The sequence below is a fragment of the Marinobacterium mangrovicola genome (assembly GCF_004339595.1).
Classification (GTDB): Bacteria; Pseudomonadota; Gammaproteobacteria; order Pseudomonadales; family Balneatricaceae; genus Marinobacterium_D; species Marinobacterium_D mangrovicola.
The window spans coordinates 18,248-31,485 of record NZ_SMFU01000008.1 but is presented as its reverse complement, the minus strand read 5'-3'; the positions used below and the strand labels follow the sequence as shown (position 1 = coordinate 31,485).

At 58.5% G+C, this 13,238-nt stretch carries 14 protein-coding genes and 1 riboswitch; of the genes, 7 read left to right on the top strand and 7 right to left on the bottom strand.

The features are described 5' to 3' along the window. Positions 1 to 182 precede the first annotated feature (182 nt). The 4 genes from CLV83_RS08680 to CLV83_RS08665 all read right to left on the bottom strand — a co-directional run bounded on the left by CLV83_RS08680 (position 183) and on the right by CLV83_RS08665 (position 3,885). Positions 183 to 851, bottom strand: a complete 669-nt coding sequence (locus CLV83_RS08680) for an energy-coupling factor ABC transporter permease (protein WP_132290596.1) — start codon at positions 849 to 851, stop codon at positions 183 to 185. An 86-nt stretch (positions 852 to 937) separates the two neighbouring features. Further along, the gene (gene rimI, locus CLV83_RS08675; protein WP_132290593.1) at positions 938 to 1,387 is read right to left on the bottom strand and encodes a ribosomal protein S18-alanine N-acetyltransferase; all 450 of its coding nucleotides are present in this window, start codon (positions 1,385 to 1,387) and stop codon (positions 938 to 940) included. Next, a complete protein-coding gene (locus tag CLV83_RS08670; RefSeq protein WP_132290590.1) occupies positions 1,380 to 2,330 on the bottom strand; it encodes a uracil-DNA glycosylase family protein in 951 nt (316 codons plus the stop codon). Before CLV83_RS08670 ends, rimI begins: the two co-directional genes overlap by 8 nt. A 13-nt stretch (positions 2,331 to 2,343) precedes the next feature. After that, the gene (locus CLV83_RS08665) at positions 2,344 to 3,885 is read right to left on the bottom strand and encodes a 2-isopropylmalate synthase (RefSeq protein WP_132290587.1); all 1,542 of its coding nucleotides are present in this window, start codon (positions 3,883 to 3,885) and stop codon (positions 2,344 to 2,346) included. Between the two features lie 181 nt (positions 3,886 to 4,066). Here CLV83_RS08665 and CLV83_RS08660 point away from each other — a divergent pair, with 181 nt between their 5' ends. After that, positions 4,067 to 5,221 (top strand): MalY/PatB family protein, encoded by a 1,155-nt coding sequence (locus tag CLV83_RS08660; protein WP_132290584.1) that lies wholly within the window; start codon positions 4,067 to 4,069, stop codon positions 5,219 to 5,221. Between the two features lie 46 nt (positions 5,222 to 5,267). Here the strand turns inward: CLV83_RS08660 and epmA are convergent, their stop codons facing one another. Next, positions 5,268 to 6,239 carry an EF-P lysine aminoacylase EpmA gene (gene epmA, locus CLV83_RS08655; protein ID WP_132290581.1) on the bottom strand — a complete coding sequence of 324 codons (972 nt, stop codon included), beginning with the start codon at positions 6,237 to 6,239 and terminating at the stop codon, positions 5,268 to 5,270. 48 nt (positions 6,240 to 6,287) lie between these two features. Next, a riboswitch (cyclic di-GMP riboswitch) is annotated at positions 6,288 to 6,364 on the bottom strand. Between the two features lie 203 nt (positions 6,365 to 6,567). Next, positions 6,568 to 7,131, bottom strand: a complete 564-nt coding sequence (efp, locus tag CLV83_RS08650) for an elongation factor P (protein ID WP_132290578.1) — start codon at positions 7,129 to 7,131, stop codon at positions 6,568 to 6,570. A gap of 206 nt (positions 7,132 to 7,337) precedes the next feature. Between efp and epmB the strand changes: the two genes are divergently transcribed. Both epmB and CLV83_RS08640 read left to right on the top strand, forming a co-directional pair. Then, positions 7,338 to 8,339, top strand: coding sequence for an EF-P beta-lysylation protein EpmB (gene epmB, locus CLV83_RS08645; protein ID WP_132290575.1), 1,002 nt, complete (start codon positions 7,338 to 7,340; stop codon positions 8,337 to 8,339). Positions 8,340 to 8,470: 131 nt separating this feature from the next. Beyond that, on the top strand, positions 8,471 to 9,031 hold the full coding sequence (locus CLV83_RS08640; RefSeq protein ID WP_132290572.1) for a hypothetical protein: 561 nt from the start codon (positions 8,471 to 8,473) through the stop codon (positions 9,029 to 9,031). Positions 9,032 to 9,038: 7 nt separating this feature from the next. Here CLV83_RS08640 and CLV83_RS08635 read toward each other — a convergent pair whose 3' ends face one another. After that, a complete protein-coding gene (locus CLV83_RS08635; protein ID WP_132290569.1) occupies positions 9,039 to 9,356 on the bottom strand; it encodes a DUF1820 family protein in 318 nt (105 codons plus the stop codon). Positions 9,357 to 9,529: 173 nt separating this feature from the next. Between CLV83_RS08635 and miaB the strand changes: the two genes are divergently transcribed. Genes miaB through CLV83_RS08615 form a run of 4 tightly spaced genes read left to right on the top strand, consistent with a single transcriptional unit; the run spans position 9,530 to position 13,237 of the window. After that, positions 9,530 to 10,873: a tRNA (N6-isopentenyl adenosine(37)-C2)-methylthiotransferase MiaB gene (gene miaB, locus CLV83_RS08630; RefSeq protein ID WP_132290566.1), complete on the top strand. Its 1,344-nt coding sequence runs from the start codon at positions 9,530 to 9,532 to the stop codon at positions 10,871 to 10,873. A gap of 33 nt (positions 10,874 to 10,906) precedes the next feature. After that, positions 10,907 to 11,920 (top strand): PhoH family protein, encoded by a 1,014-nt coding sequence (locus tag CLV83_RS08625; protein ID WP_165900269.1) that lies wholly within the window; start codon positions 10,907 to 10,909, stop codon positions 11,918 to 11,920. Next, positions 11,917 to 12,375 (top strand): rRNA maturation RNase YbeY, encoded by a 459-nt coding sequence (gene ybeY / locus CLV83_RS08620; RefSeq protein WP_132290563.1) that lies wholly within the window; start codon positions 11,917 to 11,919, stop codon positions 12,373 to 12,375. Before CLV83_RS08625 ends, ybeY begins: the two co-directional genes overlap by 4 nt. 19 nt (positions 12,376 to 12,394) lie before the next feature. Further along, a complete protein-coding gene (locus tag CLV83_RS08615; protein ID WP_132290560.1) occupies positions 12,395 to 13,237 on the top strand; it encodes an HlyC/CorC family transporter in 843 nt (280 codons plus the stop codon). The last annotated feature ends 1 nt before the right edge of the window (position 13,238 follow it).

Genomic DNA, 13,238 nt, shown 5'->3' with positions numbered 1-13,238 from the left:
GCCGTCTCTGTAAGTTCAGATCGAGTATCCATAACCGGGAGAGGGAAATAAACAGTGCAGAGCTAAACTTTATTCCAGAATTTGCTCAACAATAAAACGTACTCACTACTGTCTGGATGTAAGTAAGAGCACTGGACTTTACGAGGCACGTTAACGGTTTTTAGCCGAAGAAGAATACAGAATCACTGTTCATCTATATAACGGCGGGCGTCAAAGGTCCGGATCCAGTCGGGGTGAAACACCATCATACCGGTCATGATGATGCCGTTAAGCAGACCTTCCGGGAACATGATCAAAGGCAGATAGCGCACATATTCGTGGTAGATCTTGCTCCAGGGATAGACATCGGCCAGCCAGAGCAGCGAACCGATAGACATGCCTCCGGCGGCGGCGGAAAGCCCGCCGCCGAGAAAGGCACAGAGAAACAGGTAAACGAAAAAGTTACGCGGCAGCTTCGCTTCGACGATGCGCAGCACCGCCAAACTGACCAGCGAGGGTATGATGACCCAGCAGAGCCCATTCAACGGCAGATCCTGCCAGGCTTCCCGACCTATCAGGGTGAGGCCTATCAATGCCGCACTACCGGCGCAGATCGCCAGATCCCAACCGAACATCAGCGTCAGCGTAGTCATGCCGACGAAATGGATCGACAGCCCTGGCGACAACCCGGCGCGCAGGGTCCACATCAACATCAGCACCACCGCTGCACCGAACAGCAGGTGCTGAATTCCCTTTTCGCGCTTAAGCACATTCCACGGCAGTCGCCAGAGGGCGAACGCCATAATGCCGATATAGATCAGTGCGGAGATGCCCAGCCAGATTCCGGACACCAGTCCTTCGTTTGGGGTCATTGACCGAATTCCAGTGCGGGAGTACGGGAGTTACGTCTAGTGTAAGACATTGGATTGGCGTGGCCCGTCAATACCACTGACCCAGATCAATCCAGGTAGCGGCTAAAAAGCAGCGCATCTTCGCTGCCCTCTTCATCGTTGTAATAGTTGCGCCGGCGGCCCGTCTGCTGCCAGCCGCAGCGGTGATAGAGATGCTGTGCCACAGAGTTGGATTCGCGTACCTCCAGGTGAAAGGAAGCAACCCCTTCCGCTTCCAGCAGGGTCTGTCCGCTCTCAAGCATGGCGGTCGCCCGACCCTCGCCCTGGTGCGCCGGATCCACACCGATACGCAGCAGCTCCGCCTCATCCAGCACTACGCCAAAAAGAAGGAAACCCAGCGGCCGGCCATCCAGATCCTGCAACCAGCAACGGAAACGTTTGGGGTTGGACAGCATGCCGTGCCACTGTTTTTCGGACCAGGCCTCATGAAAGCTGCGGTCATCCAGTTTATGGATCGTATCCAGGTCAGCCAGACTGGCCCGACGCAGCTCAACCATGAGTCGTTTTGCTCAAAAGTGGCTGAAGATCACGCCAGATATCCGCCTTCATTTCGGGTACCTGTAATGCTTCACTGAGACTGTGACTGGCAACGCAGGCGATACCTGCCTGCAGGGTAAAGCGGATGCCACGTAGTGCATCCAGTCCCTCTTCGCGCCCGAGCAGCCACTGTGCTGCACTCTCGCCGAACAGCAGTGCCCGTTTCACCGGTTTGACCGCCAGGGTATGTTCCAGCTTGCGCGCTACGGCCTTTGCCAACTCATCCGGCCCCTGGTTCAAGGACGCGCCAGCCAACACCGGCCAGGACAGAATCGTGGCATCACTGGCCGCTTCGTTCTGCCCCAGCGAGGCGAGGATACCCTGCAGTAGGCGCTGGTGCTGACGACCGAAGCCCTGACGCCCGGCGGGCGGCAGGCTATCCACAATCAGCAGATCACCCGCCAGCATAAACGCAAGCTTCACCCGGGGTGCCGCCACACGCGGACCGGAGCGCGGCGCCACACTAACCTTATCCGCCGCCTCATCGGGCTGAGGACTCTGCTGAGCCGCTGCGGGCTTGGGCTTGCTGGCAGGTTTTGTGTCGGAGGGAAGCTCAAGCTCCAGAGACGCACGGGCAGCAGCTCGCGCATCCTGGTTGGCCGGCGTTGCCACCGCTGCCGCTGGCGCGGATTCTGTTGCGGAAACAGAGGGGTGCGCAGGCTTGGCCGTATCCAGTGCCGCGACCGCTTCCCGGGCGCTCTGGGCGGCAGGAGCCTGATCCAGATCGATATCATCCGTTTCCCAGGCATCATCCTGGCCATGGACGAACCCAGCCACCCAGTCAGCAGACGTTGCCGCCCCCGGCAGTTCGGTGCGCGGCAGCCAACTGGTGATGCCGATGGCGCTCAGATAATCGTGGCGCTGCTGTTCCTGCTGAAATCTCTGCTGCTGGGTCGAACTCACAAACAACTAACCTTCACACCTGCGGATGTGCTTTCTGGATATTGGCATCAAGCATATTCAAAGCATGCAGGTAGGCTTTACCTGAGGCAATGATGATATCGGTATCGGCGCCCAGGCCATTGACGATTCGGCCGCCCTTTTCGAGACGCACGGTCACTTCGCCCTGGGAATCAGTGCCTTCGGTCACCGCGTTTACCGAGTAGATCAACAGGCTCGCGCCAGACTTGGCCACCTGCTCAATCGCCTTGAAGGTCGCATCCACCGGGCCGCTGCCTTCGGATTCTGCGGCGTACTCTTCACCATCGATCATCACCTTGATGTTCGCCACCGGGGTCTCGCCGGTCTGGGAGGTAACGCTGAGGCTGGTGAGGCGATACTTCTCGCTGGCGGCTTCGGCTCGCGCATCGCTGACCAGCGCCATCAGGTCTTCATCGAAGATCTCATGTTTTTTATCCGCCAGCTCCTTGAAGCGGGTAAAGGCGGTGTTGAGCTCAGCATCGGTGGCAAAGGTGGTACCCAGCTCTTCCAGACGCGCGCGGAACGCAGCACGGCCGGAGTGTTTGCCCAGCACCATGCGGTTAGTGCCCCAGCCCACATCCTGGGCGGTCATGATCTCGTAGGTTTCACGATGCTTGAGCACGCCATCCTGATGGATACCGGACTCATGCGCAAAGGCGTTGGCGCCCACGATCGCCTTGTTTGGCTGCACCGGGAAGCCGGTCACACTGGAGACCAGCCGCGAAGCAGGAACGATCTGGGTGGTATCGATAGCGGTTTCCAGACCGAGCATATCCTTGCGGGTGCGCAGCGCCATGACGATCTCTTCCAGCGCCGCGTTACCGGCACGCTCGCCCAGGCCGTTGATGGTGCACTCCACCTGACGCGCACCTGCACTCACCGCCGCCAGGGAGTTAGCCACGGCCAGACCCAGGTCGTTATGGCAGTGCACGGAGAAGATCGCCTTGTCGGCATTGGGAATACGCTGAATCAGTTCGCCGATGCGCTGGCCGAACTCTTCCGGCACCGCATAACCGACGGTATCCGGGATATTGATGGTGCGGGCGCCAGCGTCGATCACCTGTTCGATGATGCGGCACATGAAATCCATCTCGGAGCGGCTGGCATCTTCCAGCGAGAACTCTACATCGTCGATCAGGCCACGGGCGCGCTTGACTGCACGCACGGCGTTTTCGACCACCTGATCCGGCTCCATCTGCAGCTTGTACTTCATATGGATCGGCGAGGTGGCGATAAAAGTGTGAATACGACCGGAGTTGGCTTCACGCAGCGCTTCACCGGCGCGATCGATATCCCCATCCAGCGCTCGGGACAGTGAGCAGACGGTGCTGTCCTTGATGGTGCGGGCGATCGCCTGTACCGATTCGAAGTCACCGACACTGGCGATAGCAAAGCCTGCTTCAATCACATCGACACGCATCCGCTCCAGTTGCCGGGCAATGCGTAGCTTTTCATCACGGGTCATCGATGCGCCCGGGCTCTGTTCGCCGTCACGCAGAGTGGTATCAAAAACTATGACTCGATCCTGGCTACTCATGCTGTTCTCCGAATTCCTGGACGTGGGCGTCCGATAACGATCAGGGCTATAGTATACAGCCCATGGCAGGGGGATGCGGCGCTAATATAGCGCCTGAATCACCGCTTTAACACCCGCTGCTACAAACCATTTTTCCAGGATGATCCTGGGTCAACGCTCACCAGCTAAGTGAAGGGGAAACATGGCTCCGACCGATTTCGACCGCCTGATCGACCGCCGCGATACGGCAAGTCAGAAGTGGGAAAAGTACCGTGACCAGGAGATTCTACCGATGTGGGTCGCCGATACGGATTTCATGGCACCTGCGGCCGTGCTTGAGGCACTGCATGAACGCGTCGACCACGGCGTATTCGGCTACACCAACACCCCCGCCGTGCTCAACGAGCAGGTGTGCGAACGGCTGCAAAGGCTCTACAGCTGGTCGGTCAGTGCCGATGATCTGGTCTGGCTGCCAGGACTGGTGTGCGGTCTGCATCTGGCCTGCCGCACAGCCGCCAGCCCGGGCGAAGCCGTCATGTCGCCACAGCCGATCTACCCCCCGTTCATGTCGGCGCCAAGGCTTTCCGAGCGGGAGCTGATCACCCTGCCGATGGCTCATATCGAGGGCCGCCTGCGCATCGATTTTGATGCCCTGGAACAGGCGATCACCGCCCAGACCCGGCTATTGCTGTTCTGCAACCCGCATAACCCGGGCGGCACCGTTTACCGCCGTGAAGAGCTGGAGCAGCTGGCCGAGATTCTGATCCGCCATGACCTGCTGGTCTGCTCCGACGAAATCCACTGTGACCTGATACTGGAGCCGGGCCTGACTCATATCCCGCTGGCTTCACTGAATGACGAGATTGCCGCACGCACCATCACGCTGATGGCGCCCAGCAAAACCTACAACATCGCCGGGCTTGGCTGCTCCTTCGCGGTAATCCAGGAGCCGCAACTAAGGCGACGCTTCCAGCGCGCCCGCAAGGGCATAGTGCCGGACGTCAACCTGATGGGTTACACGGCAGCCCAGGCGGCCTACGCCGATGGCGATGAGTGGAACCGTGCCCAGCTGGACTACCTGCGCGAAAATCGCGATTACCTGATCGAGCAGATCAACGCCCTGCCCGGCTTGAAACTGAACAATATCGAGGCGACCTACCTGGCCTGGATCGACGTCAGTGGCGCGAAGTTGGAAAACCCGGCCCACTTTTTCGAGCAGGCCGGTGTCGGCATGTCGCCGGGGCGGGACTTTGGTGACGATCGCTATATGCGCTTGAACTTCGGCTGCCCGAGAGCCCGGCTCGAAGAGGCGGTGGAGCGAATCCGCCGCGCCTTGCTGAACTCCTTGCCGGCTTAAGCGTTCAAGCTCTTCAGCGTTAAAGCCTTGAGCGCGACCTGAGCCATCAGGCGCGCTCAAAGCTGAACGGAATCACCTCGTCGATGCGCGCAGCATTCAGCGCCAGCATCGCCAGGCGATCAAACCCCAGCGCCACACCGGCACAGTCTGGCATCCCCGCTTCCAGCGCGCTGACCAGGCGATGCTCCAGCGGCCGCTCCGGCAACCCGAGCGCATGGCGTTTCTGCTGATCCAGCTCCAGGCGACGCGCCTGTTCCGGTGCATCGGTCAGTTCCTGATAGCCGTTCGCCAGCTCGATGCCGCGGACGAAAAGCTCAAACCGGGTCGCCACTGGTGTGCCGGTCTCATCCTCTACGACCTGCGCCAGCGCCGCCTGGGTCGCCGGGAAGCTGTGCACAAATACCGGCGCCTGCAGCCGTGGTTCAATCACTTCGGACATCAGCAGGTTAAGCCAGGTGTCCCGATCGTCATCTGCAAACGGCGCATCCACATGCTGACGGCAAAGCGCAGCCAGCTCGTCCAATGTTGCGACATGCGTATCCACGCCAAGCTCACGTAGAAACAGATCGCGATAACTGATTCGCTGTGCAACGAAACCGGGTATCGCCTCGGCCACCAAGGCCTCTACTTCATCCATCAGTGCCTGTGCATCCCAGCCCGGCCGGTACCATTCCAGCATGGTGAATTCCGGGTTATGACGGCTGCCACTTTCGCCGTTACGGAACACCTTACCAAGCTGGTAGATCGCACCACTGCCCGCCGCCAATAGGCGCTTCATTGCGTATTCGGGTGAGGTCTGCAGATACAGCGATAGTCCATCCTGACCCGGCGCTGGCCGGTAGGAGGCTTCGATGGAGTCGATAAAGGGATCGCTGACCGCGCAATGGGAAAGCAGCTGTGTATCCACTTCCATAACATCACGGTCGGAGAAAAACTCGCGCACAAGGCGCAGCAGTTTGGCGCGGGCACGGAGCCGCTCGATTGACGTACCAGGACGCCAGTCTTGAATCGCTAACATTGGGGAACTCATAGATGATGAGCAAACTGCGATGGGGTGAATCTCTCTTTCGGTAGCTCGGCGGTCTAATCCGATTAAACCCGTAGCTTTGCGCACCCGGTGAGCCAGGTTTGCCTTTTCGAGAGAGACTCGTTCGCTGGAATGCGGAAACGATATTTGGGTGACGGGCAGGTTGGGCGACCTGTTCCGTCTATCGATATCCGTACGGACATGCTAGCAACAAAAAAACGCCAATGCCATCCCCGGCAGTGCAATTAATGTTCATTTAATGAACATCCAGCGCCCTGGTTTGAACGCCGGCCCCGCAATACAGGGCCGGCCGGATCGATCAGGCGCGGCTGACGTATTCGCCGGTACGGGTATCGATCTTGAGCACTTCACCGCGCTCAATGAACAGCGGCACACGCACGATAGCGCCAGTGCTCAGCGTCGCAGGCTTGGAGCCACCCTGGGCGGTATCACCCTTGAGGCCCGGGTCAGTCTCAACCACTTCCAGCTCGACGAAGTTCGGCGGAGTCACGGCAATCGGGTTGTCGTTCCACAGGGTGACCATGCACTTGTCCTGCTCTTTCAGCCACTTGCCAGCGTCGCCCACGGCGTTCGCATCGGCGGCGAACTGCTCGAAGCTGCTTGGCTCCATGAAGTGCCACATTTCGCCATCGTTGTAGAGGTATTCCATGTCACGGTCCATGACATCGGCACTTTCCAACGATTCGTTCGATTTGAATGTCCGTTCCCAGATACGGCCGGTCATCAGGTTACGCAGACGCACACGGGTAAACGCCTGACCCTTACCCGGTTTTACGAAATCGACATCGACCATGCTGCAAGGATCGCCTTCGATCATCACCTTAAGGCCGTTTTTGAACTGGTTGCTGGAGTATGTAGCCATTGAATGGTTCCGCTTTATGCTTGGATTAAGCTTGAAAACTTGCAAACGTGCCGGAAAAGCCGGCAGAAAAAGTGCGGTAAAGTGTACAGGGGAGCCTCTGGCCAAGTCCACTGGCACAGCCGGATGCACGGATGATTGCTTGATACACGGGCGGCTCCTTCGGCAGAATGGCGCACTGACATCCACCCCCGTTGAAGAACTCCGACATGACCGCCTGCTGGCCCGCTCACGATGCCTGGCAACACGCGTTGCGCAACGCTATTACCGACCCCAATGAATTGCTGGCAAAACTGGCACTTCCCGTCCAGCTCGGCGACGCAGCAGCCCTGGCGCAATTTGCACTGCGCGTACCCAGAGAGCTGGTAGCCCGAATCCGCCCAGGCGACCCCGAGGACCCAATTCTGCTGCAGGTGCTACCGCAACAGCAGGAGATGATACCGGTGAGCGGTTTCAGCGCCGATCCGCTGGCTGAGCTTGGCGCGAACCCCATGCCCGGCGTTGTCCACAAGTACCGCGACCGGGTACTGCTGATCGGCAGCGGCGGCTGCGCCATCAACTGCCGTTACTGTTTCCGCCGCCACTTTCCCTACCAGGATAACCAACTCGGCGGCGAACACTGGCAACAGGCACTGACTTATATCGATACCCATCCAGAGTTGGAAGAGGCCATTCTCTCCGGCGGCGACCCGCTGGTCACACCGGACTCTAGACTCAAGCGCATGGTGGCCGACCTGGCCCAGCGTTCACATCTGAAGCGCTTACGGGTGCATACCAGGCTGCCGATCGTGATTCCGGACAGGGTGACCGAAGGGTTGGTCAACGCATTGACCGGCACCCGGTTGAAGCCGGTGCTGGTACTGCACTGCAACCACCCCCAGGAGATCGACGACAGCGTCCGCGACGCCATTAAGCGACTTATCCGAGCCGGCATTACGGTGCTGAACCAGGCGGTTCTGCTGCGGGGAATCAACGAAAGCGTCGATACTCAAAAAGCACTCAGCGAAACCCTTTTCGAGTGCGGAGTGCTACCCTACTATCTGTTTGTGCTCGATCCGGTGGCGGGCGCCGCTCATTTCGATATCAGCGATGCCGAGGCCAAACAACTGGTGGCGAAACTTCAGGCATGTCTGCCCGGTTATCTCGTCCCGCGTCTGGCCCGTGAAATACCCGGAGAACCATCAAAAACCCTGTTACTGCCCGGCCAGTAGCAGGTCATTCTTAAACGGATGTTTGCAGCCGGTACTGAAGTTTTATACAACACGCATATGGATATCACCCCCGCCCAGCAAAGCTGTTATCTGGGCGAGACACTAACACCACAAAGGCCCGGAGCCCGTTAATGAAACAACAGAACAGATCCCGCCGGAGCGCCGTACGTTTCGCCCTTCCCGTCGCTGGCGCACTGCTGCTGGCCGCATGTGCCGAAAAACCGCAACCGGTCGTTCAACAGCCCCCGCCGCCGAAAAAGGTCGAACCGCTTCCTGTTCTGGTTATCAACGGTATGCATCCGGGAGCACCGGCAAGAAACAAAATCGTTGCCGCTCATATCGACTTCAGTAACGGCACGAAAAACACCCTTGAATACGTGATGTTTAAAACCACCGCTTACACCCACGCTGGCGAAGTGGTCAAATCGAAGAAAAGCGGTCGCGACCACGCCTGGCTGCGTGTTGCCGGTCCGTTTTCTCCGGGCGAAGGCAGTGGCGACAAGCGCTGGGAAAAGGTATGGCAGAACGACAAGATCGCCTGTTTCCGTATCGACGGTGCCGAGGTAATCGACATCCAGGGCGTAGTTGAGTACTACAAAGCGGACCAGATCCAGCTATCTCCGGCCGTTGCTGCACTGGGCACCTGCGGTGGTGGAGTCGGCGTCGGCCAGAACAACCTGGCCGCACAGTAAACGCTTGCTAAAGTTTGGGCGGGATGGTCGGAAAGGCCGTCACCGTCCCCTTGGCATCGCTGATCTTGGCGGTGCCTTCCTGGCGCACCTCATCGATACGGATGATCGCCTGCATCGGCACCAGTGACCGTTTCACATCAGCAAACTGCTGCTTCAACTTTTCTTCCCCCGGGTCGACCAGCAACTCGGAGCGAGAACCAAAAATAAACCCTTCCAGCTCGACAAATCCCCACATATCACTGGGATAGACGTGACGCACGTAGAGTTCGTAAACCTTGTCCTGGTTCAGAAAGGCAACACGGTAAATAGGGTCTTCACTGGCCATGGCCTGAAGTGTCTCCTGCGTAATTAAAATCCTGCCTCGAATATAGGGTCATAGCGGCTGAAAACAAGGCTCGCCCGGGCCGTTTCCACTGTTCAATTTCTGGTCTGCGGCTATGCTCTCACGTATAATGTGCGGTCCTTAATTCTATACCCTCCCGAAGTAACAGGTGATTCATGGCGAAAAAGCTGTTTATCAAGACACATGGCTGTCAGATGAACGAATACGACTCGGCCCGCATGGCGGATCTTCTCGGCGAGAGCCACGCGCTCGAACTGACCGATGATCAGGACGCTGCCGACGTACTGCTGCTGAATACCTGTTCTATCCGGGAAAAGGCTCAGGAGAAGGTGTTCCATCAGCTGGGCCGCTGGCGCAAGCTGAAAGAGGAACGCCCCGATCTGGTGATCGGTGTCGGTGGTTGCGTAGCTTCCCAGGAAGGCTCTGCCATTCTTGAACGCGCACCCTACGTCGACATGATTTTCGGCCCACAGACCCTGCACCGCCTGCCGGATATGATCAACGAACGCCAAAGCGGCGGCTCAGTGGGCATCGTTGATGTCAGCTTCCCCGAGATCGAGAAATTCGACCATCTGCCGGCACCCAAGGTTGAAGGCGCCGAGGCGTTCGTTTCCGTCATGGAAGGCTGCAGCAAGTACTGCACTTTCTGCGTTGTCCCTTACACCCGTGGTGAAGAGGTGAGCCGCCCGCTGGATGATGTAATCGCCGAGTGCGTAGAGTTGGCTGAACAGGGCGTACGCGAGGTCAACCTGCTGGGACAGAACGTCAACGCCTATCGTGGCGCTACCTCCGATGGTGATGTGGCCGACCTGGCAGAGCTGATCCGCACCGTCGCCAGCATCGACGGTATCGATCGCATCCGCTTCACCACCAGCCACCCGGTGGAGTTCAGTGATTCGCTGATCGAGGTATACGGCGAAGTCCCCGAACTGGTCAGCCACCTGCACCTGCCGGTACAGAGCGGTTCAGACCAGGTACTGATGGCGATGAAACGCGGCCATACCGCGCTGGAGTACAAATCAAAGCTACGCCGTATCAAAAAGCTGCGCCCGGATATCAGCTTCTCCTCCGACTTCATCATCGGTTTCCCCGGCGAGACCGACCGTGATTTCGAACAGACCATGAACCTGATTGCCGACGTGGGCTTCGACGCCTCATTCAGCTTTATCTACAGCCGCCGTCCGGGTACACCGGCCGCGGATCTGCCGGATGATGTCTCCGAAGAGACCAAGAAGGCACGCCTGAAGATTCTTCAGGACCGCATCACCGCCCAGGCGATGCAGATCAGCCGCCGCATGGTCGATTCGACCCAGCGCATCCTGGTCAACGGCTACTCGAAGAAAGACCCCGGCCAGCTATCTGGACGCACCGAAAACAACCGTGTGGTCAACTTCCGCTGTGACAACCCGGACCTGATCGGCCACTTTGCCAACGTGAAGATCGTCCAGGCCTACGCCAACTCACTGCTGGGCGAACTGGAATCTTCAGAGCTCGATTGAGCCAGACGCACCCATACAGGCAACGCGATTATTATGACCGATAGCAACAACGCACCCGCCCTGCCGTCCATGAAGCTCCACCTGGAGCCGGAAAACCCGGACGCGCTGGCCAACCTTTGCGGACAGTTCGACGAGCACCTGAAACTGATCGAGCAGCGCTTGGGCGTCGAGATCCGCAATCGCGGCAGCGCTTTCCAGCTACTCGGCGATCTGGACCTGATCCGCGCCGTGGCCGATATCCTGCAACAACTTTACGCCGATGCCGTTAAAGGCGAGACGATCACGCCGGAGCGTGTGCATCTGAACCTGCAGCAGGCGGGTATCGAGCAGCTGCAGAGCGAGCTGCTGAAAGAGGATAAAGAGGTCAGCATCCGCACCCGCAAAATGCTGATCCGCCCCCGTGGTGAAAACCAGCAGAAGTACGTGCGCTCCATCCATCAGCACGACGTGAACTTCGGCATCGGTCCGGCCGGCACCGGCAAGACCTACCTGGCCGTGGCCTGCGCCGTGGAAGCGCTGGAGCGTGACGAGGTCAGCCGCATCCTGCTGGTACGTCCGGCGGTAGAAGCTGGCGAGAAACTGGGCTTCCTGCCCGGTGACCTGTCACAGAAGGTCGACCCCTACCTGCGCCCGCTGTATGACGCACTCTACGAGATGATCGGCTTTGAGAAGGTTGCCAAACTGATCGAGAAGAACGTGATCGAGGTGGCTCCTCTGGCTTATATGCGCGGGCGCACTCTGAACGGCTCCTTCGTGATTCTGGATGAAAGCCAGAACACCACCCGTGAACAGATGAAGATGTTCCTGACCCGTATTGGCTTTGGTTCGACCGCTGTTATCACCGGTGATATTACCCAGGTCGACCTGCCCAAGGGCACCAAGTCCGGCCTGCTGCACGCCATCGAAGTACTCGACGGCGTTAAAGGCATCGGCTTTACCCACTTTTCCGCCCGTGATGTGGTGCGCCATCCGCTGGTACAGCACATCGTTCAGGCATACGAGAGCTTCGAAAAGCGGGAAAATGCCCGTAAGGACGATAACGGATGAACTACAGCGTCGACCTGCAGATCGATGTGGATAACGCCGACCTGCCATCCGCAGAGAGCGTTGAACGCTGGGTGACTACGGCACTCGAAGGACGCCGTGATCGCGGTGAGATCTGTATTCGCATCGTCACGCCTGAGGAGAGCCAGACCTTGAACCGTGAGTACCGCGGCAAGGACAAGCCCACCAATGTGCTCTCCTTCCCGTTCGACGTGCCGCCCGGCATCCCCATGGACCTGCTGGGTGATCTGGCGATCTGTGCCGACGTGGTCGCTGAGGAAGCCGTTGAGCAGGAAAAATCGCTCCAGGATCATTGGGCGCATATGGTGATTCACGGCACCTTGCATCTGCTCGGTTTCGATCATATAAATGACGACGAAGCCGAAGAGATGGAAGCGCTGGAGCGCGATCTGCTCGCACGGCTAGGCATTGCAGACCCTTATGCCGAACCTAATTGAACGTCCCTAGAGGAATAAAATGAGCGAAGATCGATCGGGAAGCTCGTCGAAAAGCTGGTTGGAAAAGCTGACCAACGCCTTTTCAGACGAACCCCGGACCCGGGCTGATGTCCTGGAAGTGCTTTATGAAGCTGGCGAAGAGGGCATCCTCGATCAGGATGCGGTAAGCATCGTCGAAGGTGCCATGCAGGTATCCGACATGCAGGTGCGCGACGTAATGATCCCGCGCTCACAGATGTCGGTTGTCCACATCGACCAGTCACCCCGCGACTTCATGCCCCTGATCATCTCCAGTGCTCACTCCCGCTTTCCTGTCTGCGGCGAGAACCCTGACGAGATCGTCGGCATACTGCTGGCCAAGGACCTGCTGCCTTACCTGCTAGAAAGCCGACTCGATGAATTCGACCTGAGTGCCTGCATCCGCAAGGCCACCATGATTCCCGAAAGCAAACGCCTGAACGTGCTGCTGAAGGAGTTCCGCGGCACCCGCAACCACATGGCTATTGTGGTCGACGAATACGGCGGCATTGCAGGCCTGATCACCATCGAAGATGTGCTTGAGCAGATCGTCGGCGAGATCGAGGACGAACACGACGCCGATGACGACGAAGGCAACATCAAAGCGTTCGATGATGACGGCTATATCGTCAAGGCGCTGACCCCGATCGAAGACTTCAACGAATACTTCGATGTGGGCTTCCCCGATAACGAGTTCGATACCATCGGCGGTATCGTGACCCAACACTTCGGCCACCTGCCGGACAAGGATGAGTGTGTTGAGTTCGAAGGCTTCAGCTTCAAGGTGCTGAGCTCCGACAACCGCCGTATCCGTCTGCTGCAGGTCAACCGCACCAACGATTGAG